34 protein-coding genes are annotated in these 20100 nt (G+C 45.4%); 33 read left to right on the top strand and 1 reads right to left on the bottom strand.

What is annotated here, in order from left to right:
• Positions 1-61: 61 nt before the first annotated feature.
• The 33 genes from rpsS to AC3ITG_RS28205 all read left to right on the top strand — a co-directional run bounded on the left by rpsS (position 62) and on the right by AC3ITG_RS28205 (position 19151).
• Positions 62-340: a 30S ribosomal protein S19 gene (gene rpsS, locus AC3ITG_RS28365; RefSeq protein ID WP_053779207.1), complete on the top strand. Its 279-nt coding sequence runs from the start codon at positions 62-64 to the stop codon at positions 338-340.
• Between the two features lie 35 nt (positions 341-375).
• A complete protein-coding gene (gene rplV, locus AC3ITG_RS28360) occupies positions 376-708 on the top strand; it encodes a 50S ribosomal protein L22 (RefSeq protein ID WP_024633583.1) in 333 nt (110 codons plus the stop codon).
• Positions 709-723: 15 nt separating this feature from the next.
• Positions 724-1389 (top strand): 30S ribosomal protein S3, encoded by a 666-nt coding sequence (rpsC, locus tag AC3ITG_RS28355; protein ID WP_024633582.1) that lies wholly within the window; start codon positions 724-726, stop codon positions 1387-1389.
• A 2-nt stretch (positions 1390-1391) separates the two neighbouring features.
• Complete coding sequence (gene rplP / locus AC3ITG_RS28350) at positions 1392-1826, top strand: 50S ribosomal protein L16 (RefSeq protein ID WP_024633581.1); 435 nt, start codon at positions 1392-1394, stop codon at positions 1824-1826.
• Positions 1816-2013 (top strand): 50S ribosomal protein L29, encoded by a 198-nt coding sequence (gene rpmC / locus AC3ITG_RS28345; RefSeq protein ID WP_017692083.1) that lies wholly within the window; start codon positions 1816-1818, stop codon positions 2011-2013. The genes rplP and rpmC overlap by 11 nt, the downstream gene beginning before the upstream one ends.
• Before the next feature lie 48 nt (positions 2014-2061).
• Positions 2062-2328 (top strand): 30S ribosomal protein S17, encoded by a 267-nt coding sequence (gene rpsQ, locus AC3ITG_RS28340; protein WP_017692084.1) that lies wholly within the window; start codon positions 2062-2064, stop codon positions 2326-2328.
• A gap of 35 nt (positions 2329-2363) precedes the next feature.
• The gene (rplN, locus tag AC3ITG_RS28335; RefSeq protein ID WP_024633579.1) at positions 2364-2732 is read left to right on the top strand and encodes a 50S ribosomal protein L14; all 369 of its coding nucleotides are present in this window, start codon (positions 2364-2366) and stop codon (positions 2730-2732) included.
• A gap of 39 nt (positions 2733-2771) precedes the next feature.
• Entirely contained in the window at positions 2772-3125 is a 354-nt protein-coding gene (gene rplX / locus AC3ITG_RS28330) for a 50S ribosomal protein L24 (protein WP_024633578.1), read from the top strand.
• Positions 3126-3157: 32 nt separating this feature from the next.
• Positions 3158-3700, top strand: coding sequence for a 50S ribosomal protein L5 (gene rplE, locus AC3ITG_RS28325; protein WP_489251990.1), 543 nt, complete (start codon positions 3158-3160; stop codon positions 3698-3700).
• A 73-nt stretch (positions 3701-3773) separates the two neighbouring features.
• On the top strand, positions 3774-3959 hold the full coding sequence (locus AC3ITG_RS28320; protein WP_013312154.1) for a type Z 30S ribosomal protein S14: 186 nt from the start codon (positions 3774-3776) through the stop codon (positions 3957-3959).
• A 32-nt stretch (positions 3960-3991) separates the two neighbouring features.
• Positions 3992-4390, top strand: coding sequence for a 30S ribosomal protein S8 (gene rpsH / locus AC3ITG_RS28315; RefSeq protein ID WP_017692088.1), 399 nt, complete (start codon positions 3992-3994; stop codon positions 4388-4390).
• 30 nt (positions 4391-4420) lie between these two features.
• Positions 4421-4963, top strand: coding sequence for a 50S ribosomal protein L6 (gene rplF, locus AC3ITG_RS28310; RefSeq protein ID WP_024633576.1), 543 nt, complete (start codon positions 4421-4423; stop codon positions 4961-4963).
• 117 nt (positions 4964-5080) lie between these two features.
• Positions 5081-5449, top strand: a complete 369-nt coding sequence (gene rplR / locus AC3ITG_RS28305; RefSeq protein ID WP_379449595.1) for a 50S ribosomal protein L18 — start codon at positions 5081-5083, stop codon at positions 5447-5449.
• Between the two features lie 27 nt (positions 5450-5476).
• The gene (gene rpsE / locus AC3ITG_RS28300) at positions 5477-5974 is read left to right on the top strand and encodes a 30S ribosomal protein S5 (protein WP_017692091.1); all 498 of its coding nucleotides are present in this window, start codon (positions 5477-5479) and stop codon (positions 5972-5974) included.
• Between the two features lie 12 nt (positions 5975-5986).
• A complete protein-coding gene (gene rpmD / locus AC3ITG_RS28295; RefSeq protein ID WP_017692092.1) occupies positions 5987-6172 on the top strand; it encodes a 50S ribosomal protein L30 in 186 nt (61 codons plus the stop codon).
• Positions 6173-6215: 43 nt separating this feature from the next.
• Complete coding sequence (gene rplO, locus AC3ITG_RS28290; protein WP_413373789.1) at positions 6216-6656, top strand: 50S ribosomal protein L15; 441 nt, start codon at positions 6216-6218, stop codon at positions 6654-6656.
• Complete coding sequence (gene secY / locus AC3ITG_RS28285) at positions 6656-7954, top strand: preprotein translocase subunit SecY (RefSeq protein ID WP_285080657.1); 1299 nt, start codon at positions 6656-6658, stop codon at positions 7952-7954. The genes rplO and secY overlap by 1 nt, the downstream gene beginning before the upstream one ends.
• Before the next feature lie 90 nt (positions 7955-8044).
• Positions 8045-8689 (top strand): adenylate kinase, encoded by a 645-nt coding sequence (locus AC3ITG_RS28280; protein WP_024633570.1) that lies wholly within the window; start codon positions 8045-8047, stop codon positions 8687-8689.
• A gap of 4 nt (positions 8690-8693) precedes the next feature.
• The gene (map, locus tag AC3ITG_RS28275) at positions 8694-9446 is read left to right on the top strand and encodes a type I methionyl aminopeptidase (RefSeq protein WP_053779202.1); all 753 of its coding nucleotides are present in this window, start codon (positions 8694-8696) and stop codon (positions 9444-9446) included.
• Positions 9447-9456: 10 nt separating this feature from the next.
• On the top strand, positions 9457-9765 hold the full coding sequence (locus AC3ITG_RS28270) for a hypothetical protein (protein WP_413373788.1): 309 nt from the start codon (positions 9457-9459) through the stop codon (positions 9763-9765).
• Positions 9766-9768: 3 nt separating this feature from the next.
• Positions 9769-9984, top strand: coding sequence for a translation initiation factor IF-1 (gene infA, locus AC3ITG_RS28265; RefSeq protein ID WP_017692098.1), 216 nt, complete (start codon positions 9769-9771; stop codon positions 9982-9984).
• Positions 9985-10136: 152 nt separating this feature from the next.
• Positions 10137-10250: a 50S ribosomal protein L36 gene (gene rpmJ, locus AC3ITG_RS28260; RefSeq protein ID WP_003333770.1), complete on the top strand. Its 114-nt coding sequence runs from the start codon at positions 10137-10139 to the stop codon at positions 10248-10250.
• A 20-nt stretch (positions 10251-10270) separates the two neighbouring features.
• Complete coding sequence (gene rpsM, locus AC3ITG_RS28255) at positions 10271-10639, top strand: 30S ribosomal protein S13 (RefSeq protein ID WP_053779200.1); 369 nt, start codon at positions 10271-10273, stop codon at positions 10637-10639.
• A gap of 19 nt (positions 10640-10658) precedes the next feature.
• A complete protein-coding gene (gene rpsK / locus AC3ITG_RS28250) occupies positions 10659-11054 on the top strand; it encodes a 30S ribosomal protein S11 (RefSeq protein WP_017692100.1) in 396 nt (131 codons plus the stop codon).
• 136 nt (positions 11055-11190) lie between these two features.
• Complete coding sequence (locus tag AC3ITG_RS28245; RefSeq protein ID WP_017692101.1) at positions 11191-12135, top strand: DNA-directed RNA polymerase subunit alpha; 945 nt, start codon at positions 11191-11193, stop codon at positions 12133-12135.
• A 34-nt stretch (positions 12136-12169) separates the two neighbouring features.
• Positions 12170-12535 (top strand): 50S ribosomal protein L17, encoded by a 366-nt coding sequence (rplQ, locus tag AC3ITG_RS28240; RefSeq protein WP_017692102.1) that lies wholly within the window; start codon positions 12170-12172, stop codon positions 12533-12535.
• Positions 12536-12694: 159 nt separating this feature from the next.
• Positions 12695-13468, top strand: coding sequence for a tRNA pseudouridine(38-40) synthase TruA (gene truA, locus AC3ITG_RS28235; RefSeq protein ID WP_489251989.1), 774 nt, complete (start codon positions 12695-12697; stop codon positions 13466-13468).
• A gap of 205 nt (positions 13469-13673) precedes the next feature.
• Positions 13674-14111: a 50S ribosomal protein L13 gene (rplM, locus tag AC3ITG_RS28230; protein ID WP_024633564.1), complete on the top strand. Its 438-nt coding sequence runs from the start codon at positions 13674-13676 to the stop codon at positions 14109-14111.
• A 19-nt stretch (positions 14112-14130) separates the two neighbouring features.
• Complete coding sequence (rpsI, locus tag AC3ITG_RS28225; protein ID WP_024633563.1) at positions 14131-14523, top strand: 30S ribosomal protein S9; 393 nt, start codon at positions 14131-14133, stop codon at positions 14521-14523.
• Between the two features lie 670 nt (positions 14524-15193).
• A complete protein-coding gene (locus AC3ITG_RS28220) occupies positions 15194-15886 on the top strand; it encodes a phosphoadenylyl-sulfate reductase (RefSeq protein ID WP_413373783.1) in 693 nt (230 codons plus the stop codon).
• A gap of 91 nt (positions 15887-15977) precedes the next feature.
• A complete protein-coding gene (gene sat / locus AC3ITG_RS28215; protein WP_489251988.1) occupies positions 15978-17147 on the top strand; it encodes a sulfate adenylyltransferase in 1170 nt (389 codons plus the stop codon).
• Positions 17148-17215: 68 nt separating this feature from the next.
• Complete coding sequence (gene cwlD, locus AC3ITG_RS28210) at positions 17216-17971, top strand: N-acetylmuramoyl-L-alanine amidase CwlD (protein WP_091001954.1); 756 nt, start codon at positions 17216-17218, stop codon at positions 17969-17971.
• A 79-nt stretch (positions 17972-18050) separates the two neighbouring features.
• Positions 18051-19151 (top strand): Mrp/NBP35 family ATP-binding protein, encoded by a 1101-nt coding sequence (locus AC3ITG_RS28205; RefSeq protein ID WP_489251987.1) that lies wholly within the window; start codon positions 18051-18053, stop codon positions 19149-19151.
• Positions 19152-19249: 98 nt separating this feature from the next.
• On the opposite strand, the gene gerD is transcribed toward AC3ITG_RS28205, so the two are convergent.
• Positions 19250-20011 (bottom strand): spore germination lipoprotein GerD, encoded by a 762-nt coding sequence (gene gerD, locus AC3ITG_RS28200; RefSeq protein WP_413373778.1) that lies wholly within the window; start codon positions 20009-20011, stop codon positions 19250-19252.
• Positions 20012-20100 lie beyond the last annotated feature (89 nt).

The raw sequence follows: 20100 nt of genomic DNA, 5'->3' as shown, positions 1-20100 counted from the left end.
GCATAACTTCGTGAGGCATCTGCGGATGCATAATAGCTACGTTTGAAGGGAGGATCTCCACATGGGTCGCAGTTTGAAAAAAGGGCCATTCATTGATGGCTACATGCTGAAAAAGGTAGAAGACATGGAAGCATCCGGTAAAAAGCTTGTTATTAAAACCTGGTCCCGTCGTTCTACAATTTTCCCGCAATTCATCGGACACACATTTGGCGTATATGACGGTCGTAAACACGTACCAGTATACGTAACTGAGGACATGGTCGGACACAAATTGGGTGAGTTCGCTCCAACCCGTACGTACAAAGGCCATACTGATGATGATAAGAAAACAAGAAGATAAATGAATATCTTTAATGTTTGAGAGGAGGTTACACAATGGAAGCAAAAGCACATGCTAAGTTTATCCGGATTGCTCCTCGTAAAGTTCAACTCGTTGTTGACTTGATTCGCGGCAAGCAAGTAGGTGAGGCGGTTGCCATTCTCCGTCACACTCCGAAATCTGCTTCTCCTATCGTTGAGAAGTTGCTTAATTCCGCTATTGCGAATGCGGAACATAACTATTCTTTGGATGTTAATAACTTGGTTATCTCGCAAGCTTACGTGAACCAAGGACCGACAATGAAACGTTTCCGCCCTCGTGCAATGGGACGTGCAAGTCGTATTAACAAACGTACTAGCCACATCACTTTGGTGGTATCTGAAAAGTAGAAGGAGGGGAAATGTGTGGGCCAAAAGGTAAATCCAGTCGGACTCCGTGTCGGAATTATCCGTGACTGGGAATCTAAGTGGTATGCAGGTAAAGACTTCGGTGATCTTTTGATGGAAGACGTGAAAATTCGTGAATTCCTGAAAAATAAATTGAAAGACTCCGCTATGTCTCGTGTTGAAATCGAGAGAGCGGCTAACCGCGTAAACGTAACGATTCACACTGCGAAACCAGGTATGGTTATCGGTAAGGGTGGTTCGGAAGTTGAAAATCTGCGTAATCAAATTACGAAAATCGCAGGCGGTAAAAAAGTACACATCAACATTTCTGAAATTAAGAACCAAGACCTGGACGCAATCCTGGTAGCTGAAAGCATCGCACAACAATTGGAACGTCGTGTTTCTTTCCGTCGTGCTCTGAAACAAGCTATTCAAAGAACAATGCGCTCTGGTGCAAAAGGTATTAAAACTCAAGTGGGCGGACGTCTTGGCGGTGCTGAGATTGCTCGTTCGGAAGGCTACAGCGAAGGAACTGTTCCACTGCACACGCTTCGTGCCGACATCGACTACGGTACAGCAGAGGCTCATACTACTTACGGCCGTATCGGCGTGAAAGTATGGATCTATCGTGGAGAGGTTCTTCCTACGGCTAAGAAACAAGCTGCTAAGGAAGGAGGCAACTAATCATGTTGGTACCAAAACGTGTAAAACACCGTAAGCAACAACGTGGACATATGAAGGGCCAAGCTAAAGGCGGAACTACGCTGAACTTTGGTGAATATGGTCTGCAAGCTACGGAACCGGCTTGGATTACGAACCGTCAAATCGAAGCGGCTCGTATTGCGATGACTCGTTACATCAAACGTGGTGGTAAAGTTTGGATCAAGATCTTCCCAGACAAACCAATCACTCAAAAGCCTCTCGAGGTTCGGATGGGTAGCGGTAAAGGTAACGTAGAAAAATGGGTTGCAGTTGTGAAACCAGGTAAGATCATGTTTGAACTTGCTGGTGTACCGGAGGATGTTGCTCGTGAAGCAATGCGTCTTGCCGCTCATAAACTGCCAATCAAAACGAAGTTTGTGAAACGTGAAGAATTGGGTGGTGAAGCAAATGAAAGCTAGTGAATTTCGCAACCTAACCTCTGCTGAAATCGAGCAAAAGATTGCCGGATTTAAAGAAGAACTCTTTAACCTCCGCTTTCAACTCGCTACCGGTCAGCTGGATAACCCGACTCGAATCCGTGATGTGCGGAAAGAAATAGCTCGTGCTAAAACCATTATCCGTGAAAGAGAATTGGGAATCGGTTAATTAGGGATCGGATGTATAATCCGTCCGTAATCAGGAAGGAGGCCAACAATGAGCGAAGAACGTAACGCACGTAAAGTGCAAACCGGTAAAGTGGTCAGCGATAAAATGGACAAAACGATTGTTGTTGCTGTAGAAACTTACAAAAAACACAACTTGTACCATAAACGCATTAAGGTTACTAAAAAATTCAAAGCGCATGACGAAGAAAACACTGCGAAAATCGGTGACACGGTGAAAATCATGGAGACTCGTCCGCTTTCGAAAGATAAACGCTGGAGACTTACTGAAATCGTAGAAAAAGCGGTTATCATCTAATGCATCAGCAGCATAGCTGAAAGGAGGAATACTAAATGATTCAACCATTTACACGTTTGACTGTGGCTGACAACTCCGGTGCGAAGGAACTGATGTGTATCCGCGTACTCGGCGGTACGGGACGTCGTACAGCTCAAATCGGTGATCTGATCGTTTGTTCTGTAAAACAAGCAACACCAGGCGGCGTTGTCAAAAAAGGTGATGTAGTTAGAGCGGTTGTCGTTCGTACGAAGCGTTCTGTACGTCGTAAAGACGGTTCCTACATCGGTTTTGATGAAAATGCAGCGGTTGTTGTAAAAGACGACAGAAGCCCGCGTGGAACACGTATTTTCGGACCTGTTGCTCGTGAACTTCGCGAGAAAGACTTCATGAAAATCGTTTCCTTGGCCCCAGAAGTTATCTAAAGCTTAATCTCGTGATGTTAGAAACAGGAGGTGTACGAAATGCCAAGAGTGAAAAAAGTTCTGGAATCCCATAACAATAAACTTCATGTTAAAAAAGAAGATACAGTTATGGTGATCAGCGGTAAAGACAAAGGTAAAAAAGGCCGTGTCATCGCTGCTTATCCTCGTGAGAACCGCGTCCTTGTGGAAGGTGTTAACATGATTAAAAAACACCAGAAGCCTAACCAGCAAAATCCGCAAGGCGGCATTATCGAGAAGGAAGCTCCGATTCACGTTTCCAACGTAATGCACATCGATCCAAAGAGCGGAAAAGTAACCCGTGTAGGTTACAAAGTGTTGGATAACGGAAAGAAAGTGCGCGTTGCTAAACGTTCCGGAGAAATTATCGACTAATTGAACCGAATGAGAAAGGAGGTCTATGATTCATGGCAGCAAGAATGAAAGAACGTTACCTGAACGAAATTGCTCCTGCTTTGATACAGAAGTTTAACTATACAACGGTAATGCAAGTGCCGAAAATCGAGAAAATCGTTATCAACATGGGTGTGGGCGACGCTGTCCAAAACTCCAAAGTGTTGGATTCCGCAGTAAACGATTTGCAATTGATCGCAGGTCAAAAACCTGTAATCACTCGTGCTAAAAAATCTATCGCAGGTTTCAAACTGCGTGAGAACATGCCTATCGGTGTGAAAGTAACATTGCGCGGCGAGCGCATGTACTTCTTCCTCGATAAACTGCTCAACGTTACGCTTCCTCGTGTCCGCGACTTCCGCGGTGTATCGAGTAAAGCTTTCGACGGACGTGGTAACTACACACTGGGTCTGAAAGAACAATTGATCTTCCCAGAGATCGAGTATGATAAAGTAGACAAAGTCCGCGGTATGGATATTGTCATCGTAACAACGGCGAAAACAGACGAAGAATCCCGTGAATTGCTCACGCAACTCGGAATGCCTTTCGTAAAATAATGTTGCTATAACGTTTCCGGGTGTCTGGAAAGACTCCCTTTTCTCCGAAATTATTTAGGAGGTGTCAGGCTAAGTGGCAAAAACTTCGATGAAAGTTAAACAACAACGTACACCAAAGTTTAAAGTACGTGCTTATACACGCTGTGAGCGTTGCGGACGTCCACATTCGGTCCTGCAAAAGTTCAAAATTTGCAGAATTTGCTTCCGTGAATTAGCTTATAAAGGCCAGATCCCTGGCGTGAAAAAAGCAAGCTGGTAAAAAGTCCTGAACGGGAAGGAGGTTAACTCACAATGACTATGTCTGATCCAATTGCAGATATGCTTACTCGTATTCGTAACGCGAACACAGTTCGTCACGAAACGGTAGAAATGCCTGCTTCGACAATGAAAAAACAAATCGCCGATATCCTGAAGCGTGAAGGTTTCATCCGTGACGCTGAAGTTATCGATGATAACAAACAAGGGATTATCCGTGTTTTCCTGAAATACGGTCAAAATAACGAGCGTGTTATTACTGGTCTGAAAAGAATCAGTAAACCTGGTCTTCGTGTTTACACGAAAAGCAACGAAGTACCTCGTGTACTTGGTGGTCTGGGTATCGCTATCATCTCGACATCCAAAGGTATCATGACGGACAAAGAAGCTCGTCAATCAAAATCCGGCGGAGAAGTCGTCTGCTACGTATGGTAATATAACGTCACAAGATAGGAGGTGCAACATATGTCTCGTATTGGTCGCAAACCAATTACAGTACCAAGTGGTGTGGACATCACACTGGACAACACCGTTATTACGGTAAAAGGACCAAAAGGATCTTTGACTCGTGAACTTCATAAAGATATGAAGGTAACAGTTGAAAACAACGAAATTACAGTTGTGCGTCCTTCCGATAACAAAACTCACCGTTCTTTGCACGGCACAACGCGTAGCGTTGTAAACAACATGGTGAGTGGTGTTACTGAAGGATTCGCAAAATCTCTGGAGCTGGTTGGGGTCGGATATCGTGCAAGCAAATCCGGAGATAAAATCGTTCTGAACGTTGGCTACTCTCACCCGGTTGAAATTACACCGGAAGCGGGAATCGAATTCGAAGTTCCTTCGAATACGAAAATCATCGTTCGCGGAATCGATAAAGAGCGTGTAGGTGCTTACGCTGCTAAAATCCGTTCCGTTCGTGAACCTGAGCCGTACAAAGGTAAAGGTATTAAATATGAAGGCGAGCGTATCATCCGTAAGGAAGGTAAAGCCGGTAAGAAGAAATAAGATTTTTCTTGCCGCCTTTGCGCGGTTTTCGGCTTGCTTGCTTCTTGTGTTTCTAATATACCCCGTGGCTTCCGGTTTGAAGCCAGCGAGGTAACCTGAAAGGAGTGAATCCCTGAGATGATTACGAAAACAGATAAAAACAAGGCACGTCTGAAAAGACACCTGCGTGTTCGTAAGAAAATCCAAGGAACGGCAGCACGTCCTCGTTTGAACGTATTCCGTTCTGGTAAACATATGTATGCTCAAATCATCGATGATGTAGCTGGTGTTACGATCGCTTCCGCGTCTACTGTAGACAAAGAATTGAGCGGCGACATCCAAAATGGCGCATCTGTTGAATCTGCTCGTAAAGTCGGCGAACTCGTTGCTAAACGTGCGAAAGACAAAGGCGTTTCAAACATCGTATTTGACCGTAGCGGTTATCTGTACCATGGTCGTATCGCAGCATTGGCTACAGCGGCTCGTGAAGCAGGACTTGAGTTTTAAGATATTTTTCAAAAGGAGGTTAACGACTTGCGTGTAGATCCGAATACTTTGGAACTGACTGAAAGAGTTGTAAATATTAATCGCGTAGCTAAAGTAGTAAAAGGCGGACGCCGTTTCAGCTTTAGTGCACTGGTTGTAGTCGGCGACGGCAACGGCTGGGTTGGAGCTGGTATCGGTAAAGCGGGCGAAGTACCTGATGCAATTCGCAAAGGTATTGAAGACGCTAAGAAAAACCTTGTACACGTTCCACTCGTAGGAACATCGATTCCTCACTTGGTAACAGGTAAGTTCGGCGCAGGACGCGTTCTGTTGAAACCAGCATCTGAAGGTACTGGTGTTATCGCTGGTGGTCCTGTACGTGCGGTTCTCGAACTTGCTGGTGTAGGTGACATTTTGACAAAATCTCTGGGTTCTTCGAATTCCATGAACATGGTCAATGCGACTTTGGAAGGTTTGTCCCGTTTGAAACGTGCTGAAGACGTGGCTAAACTGCGCGGCAAATCCGTCGAAGAGCTTCTGGGTTAAGGAGGGAATCTCATGGCTAAATTAGAAATTACCCTCGTCCGCAGCTTGATCGGACGTCCGGAGACGCAAAGAACAACTGTGAAAACATTGGGCTTGCGCAAAATCAACAGCAAAGTGGTTCAAAACGACAATCCTGCCATTCGTGGTATGATTAACAAAGTAAGCCACTTGGTAGCTGTTAAAGAAGTAGAAGCTTAAAAAAGGGTTAATCCCACAAATCTTTAAGGAGGTGCAACGAACGATGAAGTTACATGAGCTTTCACCATCTCCTGGATCCCGCAAAGAACGTAAACGTCTTGGTCGCGGTCCAAGTAGTGGTACTGGTAAAACATCAGGTCGCGGTCACAAAGGACAAAACGCTCGTTCCGGCGGTGGTGTTCGTCCGGGCTTCGAAGGTGGACAAAATCCATTGTATCGTCGCTTGCCAAAACGCGGTTTCGTAAACCCAACTCGCAAAGAATATGCAGTTGTGAATACTGAAGACCTGAACAGTTTTGCTGCGGGTACTGAAGTAACTCCAGAATTCTTGATGACGACTGGCGTAGTTAAAAACGCTAAATCCGGAATCAAAATTCTGGGTAACGGTGAAGTCACTGTGAAGTTAACTGTTAAAGCTAACAAGTTTTCTCAATCTGCGGTGGAGAAAATTGAAGCTGCCGGCGGTAAAACCGAGGTGATTTAATGTTCAAGACCCTAAAGAATATCTGGCGGGTTGAAGATCTGCGCAAAAGGGTATTATTTACCCTTTTTGTACTGATCATTTACCGCATCGGATCCTTCGTTCCAGTACCTGGGGTTAATAAAGAGGTTTTCGAAGCGACAAATTCTGCGGGTAAAGAAGTTTTTGGACTTCTCAATACGTTCTCGGGTGGAGCGCTCTTTCAGTTCTCGATATTTGCGCTCGGGATCGTGCCTTACATCACTGCGTCTATCATAGTGCAGCTGCTTTCCATGGACGTTATTCCTAAATTAGCGGAGTGGGCAAAGCAGGGTGAACAAGGTAAGAAGAAATCTGCACAACTGACCCGTTATTTAACGGTAGGTCTGGCATTGATTCAAGCGTTTGGTACGTCGATCGGATTCAACCGCTTGTACAATACAGAAATGGTGCCTAACGCAACATTTGCAGATTATATCTTGATCGCAATTGTACTTACGGCCGGTACTTCATTCTTAATGTGGCTTGGTGAGCAGATCACCGAGAAGGGCATAGGAAACGGGATTTCGATTTTGATCTTTGCGGGTATCCTATCAACGGTACCTAATATTATCAAACAAACGATCGAATCCGACTTCATCCAAGCTGATCAACTGTTCATGAACATTCTTAAAGGGGTAATCGTCGCAATTGTTATTGTGCTGATTATCATAGGTGTCATTTACATCCAGCAGGCGATTCGGAAAATTCCTGTACAGTACGCTAAACGTGTCGTAGGTAACAAAATGTACGGTGGACAGAACACACATATCCCGCTGAAGATTAATGCAGCAGGTGTTATCCCTGTCATCTTTGCTTCATCTCTGTTGATGTTCCCATCGATCATCGCAAACTTCTGGGCTGATCGTACATGGGCACAGTGGATCGGAGCCAATCTCACTACTCACAAACCTTTGGGTATGTTACTCTATGTAGTGATGATTTTCGGGTTCACATTCTTCTATACTTTTGTACAGATGAATCCACAGCAGATGGCTGACAACATGAAAAAGAACGGCGGTTACATCCCAGGCATTCGTCCGGGTAAAGCAACCGAGAAATATCTGACCCGTGTCATGACTCGTTTGACAACGGCAGGTGCCATCTTCTTGGCAGTAATTTCCGTTCTGCCTGTAATCTTGGGGGCACTTTCTGGTTTGCCTCAATCAGCGCAAATTGGAGGAACTTCTCTCCTGATCGTTATCGGTGTTGCGCTGGATACGATGAAGCAAATCGAAAGCCAATTGATCAAACGCCACTACAAAGGTTTTATCAATAAATAGGCAATAGGTACCGGTCAAGCTAAGATTTACTTGCCGGCACCTATTGTGCTGTTTGTTGATGTAGGGTAGTCTTGGAGGGAGTGACATAACGTGAACATCCTATTCATGGGCCCTCCGGGGGCAGGAAAAGGAACGCAAGCAGACGTCATTGTGAAAGAGTTCGGTATTCCCCACATTTCAACAGGCGATGCATTTCGTCTCGCGATTAAGCAGGGAACTCCCATTGGCCTGAAAGCCAAGGAATATATGGATCAAGGATTGCTCGTACCAGATGATGTAACCATCGGCATTGTTGAAGAACGTTTGCAGCAGCCTGATTGCAGAGAAGGATTCCTCTTGGATGGATTTCCAAGAACCCTGTCTCAAGCAGAAGCGCTCGATGGCATTCTGGATCGACTGAACTCAGGTCTCGATCATGTAATCAACCTGAAAGTGGACCGCAACAAATTGCTCGCCCGTTTGACGGGGCGTCGCATTTGTAAGAACTGTGGCGCCACATATCATGTCGTGTTCAATCCACCCAAGCAGGAAGGTATTTGTGATAAATGCGGCGGTGACTTGTACCAGCGCTCTGATGATAATGAAGAGAGCGTAGGCACACGTCTCGACGAATATATCAACAAAACAGCACCACTCCTCACATTTTATGAGAACAAAGGCCTTCTTCGTCAAATGGACGGAGAGCAGGATATCGATCAAGTTTCTCATGAAATCGTGTCCCTGCTGCGAGGTTAATTGAATGATCATTGGTAAGTCCGAAACGGAACTGGGCTTGATGAGGGAAGCAGGGAGAATTGTTGCGGAAACGCATCGTCTCTTGGCAGAGCATATCGCTCCCGGTATTACGACTGGAGAACTTGACCATATGGCCGATCAATACATCCGCAGTCAAGGAGCTGTGCCGTCTTTCAAAGGTTATAACGGTTTCCCTGCCAGTGTGTGCGCTTCAGTGAATGAAGAGTTGGTGCATGGATTTCCCGGCAAACGAAAGTTGAACGAGGGCGATATCGTTACGTTTGACATTGGCGCGCAGTACCAGGGTTATCACGGAGATTCCGCCTGGACTTATCCAGTCGGCCGTATTTCCGAAGAAGCCCGTCGTCTTCTGGACGTTACCGAGGCTTCGTTATACGCAGGTCTGGCGCTGGTAAAACCGGACGTTCGCTTGTTTACAATATCTCATGCGATTCAGAAATATATTGAAGATGAAGGGTTCTCGGTAGTACGTGAATATGTCGGTCACGGTATAGGAGCGGATCTGCACGAAGAACCACAGATTCCGAACTATGGTCTTCCTGATCGGGGACCACGGCTTAAAGCGGGCATGGTGCTGGCCATAGAGCCGATGGTTAACGCAGGTAGACGGTATGTGAAAACGTTGGAAGATAACTGGACTGTCGTCACTGTTGATGGATCGTTATGCGCCCACTTTGAACACACCGTAGCAGTTACACATGAAGGCATGGAAATTTTCACAAAACTGAATGCGTAGGTGATAAGGCATGAACAATCAGTCTAATCCGCAGCTCGGTCAACTTGTGAAGATCCGTAAAGGCCGCAATGCGGACCAAGCCGCAGTAATTGTTGCTATAGCGGACAGTAAGTTCGTATATATTGCGGATGGGGACAAACGTAAGTTTGATCAACCCAAGAAGAAGAACATTCTTCATCTTGAACTCCAGCCGATGATTAGCGGCGAGGTTGTAAACAGTTTAAACGAGAGTGGTCGGGTGACAAACGGAAAGCTCCGCTATGCGGTTCATTCGTTTCTGGAATCCACCAACATTCAAGCTGAAGAGAAAGGAGACTGACTAATGGCCAAGGAAGATGTCATTGAAGTGGAAGGTACGGTTCTCGAACCGCTACCGAATGCAACGTTCAAGGTTGAGCTTGAGAACGGTCATCAAATTCTCGCTCACGTTTCCGGCAAGTTGCGGATGCACTTTATCCGTATCCTGACTGGAGACAAAGTGGTTGTTCAGTTATCACCTTATGATTTGACAAAAGGTCGTATAACTTACCGTAAATAGTAGTAGACAGTTGCAATGAACTGTGAAGCTTATGAAGCGGGTTTTGCCCGGCAAAACTTGCGAAAGCTTCGAAGCCGGTTTTACAATAGTAGAACAAGGTCAATGCTTACGAAGAGGGTTTTGCTCAGCAAAACTTTGAGGAGGTAATTCACATGAAGGTAAGACCTTCGGTCAAGCCGATTTGCGAAAAATGCAAAGTCATTCGCCGCAAAGGGAATGTTATGGTTATCTGTGAAAATCCGAAACACAAACAAAAACAAGGTTAAAGAAGGGGGTGTAGCGTAAAATGGCACGTATAGCTGGTGTGGATTTGCCACGTGATAAGCGCGTTGAGATCGCCTTGACTTATATTTTCGGAATCGGTAAAACGACTTCCCAGAAAATTCTGAGCACAACAGGCATCAATCGGGACACTCGTGTCCGTGATTTGACGGAAGATGAAGTCAGCAAATTGCGTGAAAGTATCGACAAAGAGGTCAAAGTAGAAGGTGACCTGCGTCGTGAAATCTCTTTGAATATTAAACGTTTGACGGAGATCGGTTGTTACCGTGGAGTTCGTCATCGTCGTGGTCTGCCTGTTCGTGGGCAACGTACGAAAACGAATGCTCGTACTCGTAAAGGTCCTCGTCGTACTGTAGCGAACAAGAAGAAATAATAAGGGGGGATAAGAGAAAATGGCTAAACCGAAAAAAGTCGTACGTACTAAACGTCGTGACCGTAAAAATATTGAATCTGGCGTGGCACATATCCGCTCCACGTTCAATAACACTATCGTTACCATTACGGACCCTCACGGAAACGCAATTTCGTGGGCAAGCTCCGGCGGCCTCGGATTCAGAGGTTCCCGTAAATCGACTCCGTTTGCTGCACAAATGGCTGCTGAGACTGCTGCCAAAGCTGCAATGGAACATGGGATGAAAGCCGTTGAGGTTATGGTTAAGGGACCAGGCGCAGGCCGTGAAGCAGCGATCCGCTCTTTGCAAGCTGCTGGTCTTGAAGTTAACCTGATCAAAGACGTAACTCCAGTCCCGCATAACGGATGCCGTCCTCCAAAACGTCGTCGTGTCTAATGAGATTTGCCCCTGCGTGTGGTATATTTCCGGCACAATCTGCTAATAATGGTTGTTTAGGCATACTACTACATGTTTTCGCAAGAGAAGGTAAATGTTTCATAGAGGACCGACGTTTTGAAGGAGGGGTATTGCAGTGATTGAAATCGAAAAGCCGAAAATTGAGACGGTAGACGTCAACGATGATGGCACCTATGGGAAATTCGTAGTAGAACCGCTGGAGCGCGGATACGGTACGACGCTTGGAAACTCGCTTCGCCGAATCTTGCTCTCGTCACTGCCGGGTGCGGCAGTGTCTTCGGTTCAAATCGATGGCGTTCTGCATGAATTTGCTACAGTTCCTGGCGTAATGGAAGATGTTACGGAGGTCATTCTTAACCTGAAAGCTTTGTCGCTTAAAATTCACTCTGATGAGGAGAAAGTGCTCGAGATTGATGCTGAAGGCGAAGGAGCAATTACGGCTGGAGATATCCGTGCTGACTCCGATGTGGAAATCCTTAACCCGGATTTGCACATTGCTACGCTCGGACCAGGTTCGAGACTTCACATGCGTATTTTTGCCAATCGCGGTCGCGGCTACGTCCAGGCAGATCGGAATAAACGCGATGACCAGCCGATCGGCGTCATCCCAGTCGATTCCATCTTCACCCCGATCAGTCGCGTTAACTACGCTGTGGAAAATACGCGTGTCGGCCAAGTAACCAACTATGACAAGCTCACGTTGGAAGTTTGGACTGACGGAAGTATTCGTCCTGAAGAGGCTGTAAGCCTTGGCGCTAAAATTTTGACCGAGCATCTGATGCTCTTCGTGGGTCTTACAGACGAAGCGAAAGATGCAGAGATTATGGTCGAAAAAGAAGAAGACAAAAAAGAAAAAGTACTCGAAATGACGATCGAAGAGCTGGATCTCTCTGTTCGTTCCTACAACTGCCTCAAACGTGCCGGTATTAATACCGTACAAGAGCTGACTACGAAAACGGAAGAAGACATGATGAAAGTCCGTAACCTCGGACGCAAGTCTTTGGAAGAAGTTCAAGAGAAGCTTGAGGAACTTGGTTTGGGACTCCGTACAGAAGAATAGACAGCCGAGTGCTTGAAGTGAAGGAGGGAAAACAATGGCATACCAAAAGTTGGGCCGTAATTCCAGCGCACGTAAAGCTTTGTTCCGTGACCTGGTAACCGACCTGTTCTTATACGAACGCATTCAGACAACTGAAGCGAAAGCAAAAGAGGTTCGCTCTATTGCTGAAAAACTGATCACTAAAGCGAAAAAGGGAGATCTTCATGCCCGTCGCCAAGTGGCAGCTTATGTTCGCCGCGAAACAATCGATGGTGAGCAAGATGCAATCCAAAAACTGTTTAGCGAATTGTCCGGTCGTTACGCTGAGCGTCCAGGTGGATACACTCGTATCCTTAAACTGGGACCTCGTCGTGGTGACGCTGCGCCTATGGTTTACTTGGAACTGGTTGACCGCGCGTAAAACAGATGAGATGAGGAAAGGGGACAGAATCACTGATTCTGGATTAACCCTTTTTTTCTCTTCATTTCGGAATTCGTGCTGTAATAGAAGCTCCGAAAGGGGCTTCTTTTGCTGTTCGGGATAGGCACATGTATAGTATGGAACAAAGGTGTGGTATTGATGCGCAACTTGTGTATGACGTTAACTTATGATGGCACTGCCTATTACGGCTTTCAGGTTCAGCCAGGAGGGAACACCATTCAGGATCATCTTGAAGATGCCATTCGTGCTTTAACCGGTGAGAAGGTTAAAATTACGGGTTCAGGCAGAACGGATGCAGGCGTTCACGCGCGCAGACAGATCTTCAATTTCCCTACGGAATCCCAGATCCCGATTGAACGATGGTGTATGGCGCTCAACTCCAGATTACCATCCGATATTATCGTTATTGATGTGGTTGAAGTACCTAACGATTTTCATTCTCGCTATGCTGCGAAAAAGAAAACGTATCGGTATACCGTCAATGCGAATCAATTCCCGGATGTATTTAACCGGAGGCTGCAATATCATCACCATGCCAAGCTGGACATTGCGGCAATGCAGGAGGGGTTGCGTCATTTTATTGGTACGTATGATTTCACCTCCTTTGCTTCACGCAAGTCTCAGAAAGAAAATCATGTACGTTCGGTATACGAAGCATGGATAGAAGTGGACCGTTCAATGTGTAGGGACCATCCGCGCGATCAGGGTGTCATTCACATCTATGTGAGTGGTAACGGCTTTTTGCAGCATATGGTTCGTATTATTGTAGGTACACTGCTGGAGGTCGGAGAGGGCAAACGGAAAGCCTCTGACGTACCGAATATGATTGCTGCTTGTAATCGTTCTTCTGCAGGACCTACTGCGGTTAGCTGCGGTTTAATGCTCTGGGACCTTGAATACAAAAAAGATTAAATTTGCGAAGTGAAATGCTTAATTAACACTTGCGATTTAAGCTCCTATCATGTAATATAAAAGTTGTGTTTTCTTAATGGCTTTCCCACAGCCCCAATTAAGAGGGTCACAACGAAAGAACTATCCATCAACACCTAAAGTTATCACTTAATGAATGAAGATAAATGAATATAATGATGTTGAACATTTTAAGGAGGAACTTTTCATGCGTACCACGTACATGGCGAAGCCTAACGAAGTTGAGCGCCAATGGCACATCATTGATGCCGAAGGCAAAACGCTCGGACGTTTGGCGAGCGAAGCAGCTGCTTTGATCCGCGGCAAACATAAGCCACAATTCACTCCACATGTGGACACTGGCGATTTCGTTGTTATCATCAATGCAGAGAAAATTGTATTGACTGGTAAAAAAATGCAAGGTAAAAAATACTACCGTCACTCGATGCACCCAGGTGGTTTGAAAGTAACTACTGCTGAAGAGATGGTTAAAAACAAACCGGAACGTATGTTGGAATTGGCTGTTCGCGGTATGCTTCCTAAAACTCGCATGGGCGAGAAAATGAAGTTGAGACTTAAAGCGTACAGAGGCACTGAGCATCCACATGCAGCACAAAAACCAGAAGTTTATGAACTTCGCGGTTAATTAAAAGGAGGACAGTTTCATGGCACAAGTACAATACTATGGGACAGGTCGTCGTAAACATTCGGTAGCTCGTGTTCGCCTTGTACCGGGTGAAGGACGCATTGTCATCAATAAACGTGATATTAATGAATACTTCGGTTTGGAAACACTCAAACTGATCGTAAAACAACCACTGAACCTGACAGAAACACTCAGCAACTATGATGTTCTTGTTATCGCTCATGGTGGCGGAATCTCCGGTCAAGCCGGCGCTATCCGTCACGGTATCTCCCGCGCTCTGTTGAAAGCAGATCCGGAATACCGTGCTTCCCTGAAAAAAGCAGGATTCCTGACTCGTGACCCACGGATGAAAGAGCGTAAAAAATACGGTCTCAAAGCCGCACGTCGCGCACCTCAGTTCTCCAAACGTTAATATGCATTACAAGCCTTTGGCCTCGGCCAAAGGCTTTTTTGTATTTTACAGACCAATAGGTGTATTAAATGTTCTTTACTTTAGAAGATGCACCAAAGTAGCTTCGGGTTCCTCTGTATCGGTTAAAGTTTCTTCCTCCAGCTAATACTCCAGTAAACGCAACCCTCCTATAGCACAAAGATCAATTTGCAGGTTAGAACATCATAATGGTTGTAATCATTCATTTTTCATTCTCAATTTTCATCAGTTTTTCTTATGGTTTTGATAAAGGTCCCTTACAATTGAAGAATAGGATTCCCGCATTTATCTCATTATTAAATCCTTCTCATTTTTCTATATTCCTTCGATTCTATAGAGTTATTCTATACTTCGTTTTATCAAATTGGCACCATAAACCCAGCAGTGGCAAAGGATTTCAATGACAACGAGTCGAGGATAAAATAAAAATCGAAGGTGCTACACATGGATGCTTTTATCCACAAATCGATTAAATGCATAATTAACACCAAATTATATTCAAAATGAACAACAAAAAAATGGGACAAAACTGATGTTTTTTACCATATGGCAGGCATTGACATCCCCCCTGAAAGATTTATACTATACATAATTCATATTAGATTAGTCGGCTTTAGTGATTGTTGAAATGCAGAATGGGGGAAATTCAGACATGAACTTGTTGGAGAAAGAAGAACTTGCACGGACGAAAGCTGAAGAGTTGGAAAATGCAAGTCCAGAGGATATTATTCGTTATGCTATTGAGACGTTTCCAAATATCACTTTTGCATGCAGCTTCGGTGCTGAGGATGTTGTACTTGTAGATATGCTTCAGAAGATCAGCCCATCCACGGATATATTTTATCTAGATACTGATTTTCATTTTAAGGAGACATACGAAACTCGTGACAAAATGAAAGAGAAATACAATCTAGATTTTGTACGTGTGGCTCCGAAAATTACTCCGGAGGAGCAGGCGGCTCAACATGGAGAACAATTGTGGAAGTCGGATCCTAATACTTGTTGTAATATTCGGAAGGTTGAGCCGCTGACACGTATTCTATCCCAATACGATGCATGGATTACCGGTATTCGGAGAGATCAAGCACCGACGCGTGCAAATACGAAGAAGGTCGAATATGATGCCAAGTTTGGACTCATGAAGTTTAACCCGATCGCGCACTGGACTTCAGAGGATGTATGGGATTATATTCGTTCTAATAATGTTGTGTACAACCCACTTCATGATCAGAATTACCCGAGTATCGGTTGTGAGTATTGCACACGTCAGGTTATGCCAGGAGAAGATCCACGTGCGGGACGCTGGTCTGGGAATGAGAAAACGGAATGTGGTCTTCATAAATAATTTAGTTAGAGTAAGTGATGGTTTTTTTAATGCACATGCACTGAATTCATTCTTGATGATATAAAAAATGGTGAAACAGGGAGCTGACAAGATGACTTCGATTCTGCCTCATGGAGGTACGCTGATTCAGCGTGTCGTACAAGGAGAAGAACGGGAACAATTATTACGAGAGAGTGAGAAACTTTCCTCTATACGTATTAACAGCTGGACAATTTCGGATTTGGATCTCATTGGTGTGGGTGCATTCTCACCGCTTCAAGGTTTCATGAATGAAGAAGACTATCTTTCAGTTATATCTCGTATGCGTCTTGCTGACGGAACAGTCTGGAGTATACCCATTACCTTAGCTGTAGATGAGCAGCAGGCTGCATCACTCCAGATCGGTGAGACTGTGGCACTTATTGGCGATAATGACCGGGTAACCTATGGATTGCTGGAAGTGAAGAGCTTATACAACGTAGATCAGGGTGAAGAAGCATGTCGTGTCTTCAAGACGGATGATCCAGAGCACCCGGGTGTGAAGAAACTGCTGGAACGACCTGCAACGTATGTAGGAGGTCCAATTCAAGTGCTGAATCGTTCCAAACCGGCCAAGTTCGAACAGTTCTATTATGATCCTGCTGAGACACGGAAAACGTTCCAGGATAAAGGCTGGAAGACGGTTGTCGGATTTCAGACGCGTAATCCGGTCCATCGTGCCCATGAGTACATTCAGAAGAGCGCAATGGAGATTGTGGACGCCTTGTTCTTAAACCCGCTTGTAGGCGAAACGAAGTCTGATGACGTGCCTGCCGATGTACGAATGAAGAGTTATTTGGTTTTGCTGGAGAACTATTATCCGGCTGATCGTGCGTTCCTAGGCGTATTCCCGGCGGCTATGCGGTATGCGGGCCCAAGAGAGGCCATTTTCCACGCGATGGTACGTAAAAATTATGGTTGTACTCACTTTATTGTAGGCCGCGACCATGCAGGTGTGGGTGATTACTATGGAACGTATGAAGCGCAGGAGATTTTTACTAACTTCACACCGGAAGAACTCGGTATCACGCCTTTGTTCTTCGAACATAGTTTTTTCTGCACCAAATGTGGAAACATGGCATCAAGCAAAACCTGCCCGCATGATAAAGAACACCATATGGCACTGTCTGGCACGAAAGTACGTGGCTTGCTAAGAGATGGCCAATGCCCTCCACCTGAATTTACGCGGCCTGAGGTAGCTGAGGTGCTGATTGAAGGAATGGCCGAGCAAGTCCGCTCCTAACGGTATATTTGTCCATCTTGTCCCATATAGATGATTAGAGTCATTTATAGGGACGAGGTGGTTTTTTTATGCGTAAAAATATGGGTAAGCACTTTGTGATCTGGATTAGGTTACGCACCATGAAGAGGGTCATGTTAAGCCTATGTTTGCTTGCCATGTTTGTGGCAGTGGTGACTTATGAGTTGCCCTCCTCCAAAATGTCTGGTTACTGGGGTCTGCCATTAGCGGGTAAAGTCATTGCCATTGATGCAGGACATGGTGGACCAGATGGGGGAGCAGTGAGTAAGCAGGGAGTCATTGAGAAAGATATCAATTTATCCATTGCGCTGTATGTACGAGATTATCTGCAGCAAGCAGGGGCCCTGGTTGTGATGACTCGAGAAATAGACACCGATCTGGCTGCTTCAGATACCAAAGGGTACTCCAAACGCAAGACGGAAGATCTGAAACAAAGGGTAAGAAGAATCGAGGATAAGCAGGCAGATCTCTTTATTAGCATTCATATGAACAGTGTTCCTTCGAACCGCTGGAGTGGCGCTCAAGTTTTTTATACACCCAATCATCCCGATAATGAAGGATTAGCCAACCTGCTTCAGCAAGAAATGATTCGTAATCTGGAAAATACAGATCGAATCGCGAAAACGGTAAATACCGTTTATTTGCTCCAGGCGTTAAAAATTCCCTCGGCACTTGTGGAGGTGGGTTTCCTTTCTCACCCGGAAGAGGCGCGTCTGCTTGCTGATGAAACCTATCAGCGCAAAGTGGCTGCATCCATCTATAATGGAATTCTCCGTTATTCATCAGGAGAACGTCCTAAAAGTTAGTCACAACGAGAAAGGTAATGATATAATTGGATCAGCATACCTAATTACATGCCAATAGATAAAGCTGAGGTGCTGTCTGATGTTATCAAAAGAACAGATACTTGAACTATTGCAGCCATTGCAGGAACCGCAATTGGGCGTAAGTTTGACTGAACTGCAGTGGGTCCGTGATGTCATGGTTAAAGAAAATCATGTTGCTCTTACTATGGTGACGCTGGAGAACCGCATAGAGGATACAACTGCTCTAAGCGATGCCGCGCGCAACCTGTTGTCCCAACACGGAGTGAATGATGTACATATTCGTCTGCGTGCAGCGTCAGAGCATGAGCGTGAGAGCCTGAACATGGGACAAGCGGATCATGAGGACGACGAGGACGAAGTGCTTGTCAAAGGCCATGCAGCAGGGCTGGACGGGCATGAGTTGTTAAGTCCTGAATCCGGCGTACGTTTTATTGCTGTTGCTAGCGGTAAAGGAGGCGTCGGCAAATCGACGGTAACCGTTAACTTGGCTGCGGCTCTGGCACGTCAAGGCAAGAAGGTTGGCTTGATTGATGCAGATATATATGGCTTCAGTGTACCTGATATGATGGGCATTGAGGAATATCCAGTCGTTGAGGACGGAATTATCCAACCTGTTGAGCGTTTCGGGGTAAAAGTCATGTCGATGGGATTCTTTATTCGGGAGAATAACCCGGTGATCTGGCGTGGACCTATGTTGGGGCGGATGTTGCGCCAATTCTTTACCGATGTAAACTGGGGAGAGTTGGATTATATGCTGCTTGATCTGCCTCCGGGTACGGGGGACGTCGCACTAGACGTACATCAGATGCTGCCTCACAGCAAAGAAATCATCGTTACAACACCGCATGCAACCGCTGCTTTTGTAGCTGCACGTGCAGGTGCCATGGCCATTCAGACGGAACATGAGCTGCTTGGTGTGGTTGAGAACATGGCTTATTATGAATGCAGCAAATGCGGAGAGAAAGATTATGTATTTGGCCGGGGCGGTGGGGGTACTCTTGCCGAGAGTCTTCATACAGAGCTGCTTGCGCAGATTCCACTGGGAGCGCCGGATAATCATATTTCGGAGCCGGATTTTTCCCCATCCGTGTATAAAGCAGATTCAAGCATCGGTGCGATCTACGACGAGGTTGCCCAGTCTGTTGATGCCAAGTTTTAATTTTTCTAATGACGTAAAATATAAAAAAAGGCCCACATCCATGGATGCGGGCTTTTTTTTCAACATGTGATAACTTTTAACTTTAAAGTATTATCGACTTACGATCCTCCATTACTGCCATCGCCGCTACTGTTGCCATCACTACTACCGTCATTGCTGCCGCTTCCGCCATTTCCATTGTCGTCTTTGCTTTGTCCGTCCTGTTTGCCACCTTGTTCTGTTTTAGGTTGCAACTCATCCTGGACTACCTTTTTAAGCAAAGTCAGCACTTCCATCCGGAACAAAGGATTTTGCATGACTTCCTGCATAACGGTCATCGTTTGTTTACGATATTCTGGTGTTTTGGTCATATCCATGAACATCTTGGATACTTCCGGAGACTTCATGACATCTCCAATGGACTTTTGATACGTAGGATCTTTGATTAACTGCATATGCAGTTGTTTGCTTTGGGAGTTGATCACTTTGGCGAATTCACCTGCAAACTGTGGATCCGTCATAATTTTCTCGAATTCCTTCTGGTATTCAGGAGCCGTAATGGTATCTTTTACAGCTATACGTATTTGTTCTGAAGATTGCATAGGCATTAACATTTTCATACCCACCGTGCCAGATCCACCGCCTGAAGCTCCACTTTGGCCAGAAGCACCACCTTCACCACCACCAGAAGAACTTTGTCCGGTGAGAGCTTCCTCGACCGCCTTTTTGCCTTCGTCACTTTTGAGAATATCCACGACCATCGTTTTCATCTCTTTATAACCGCCCTGAGGAGGTGAATAATTCTGATCTGAGCCACAGCCGGCGAGCATGACGGATAGTCCAAGTACGACACAGCATAACTGCCACAAAGGCCGTTTCATGTGCACAACCCCTCCTTGATTAGATACTGGATGTAGTATGTGATGGTAAACCGCTAAATATGTTGAATGATGATGGTTTTTTGCTGTGA

The sequence above is a fragment of the Paenibacillus sp. GL_099_B genome, from assembly GCF_057835695.1.
The sequence above is the reverse complement of the archived record's forward strand: the minus strand, read 5'-3'. Positions and strand labels throughout refer to the sequence as shown.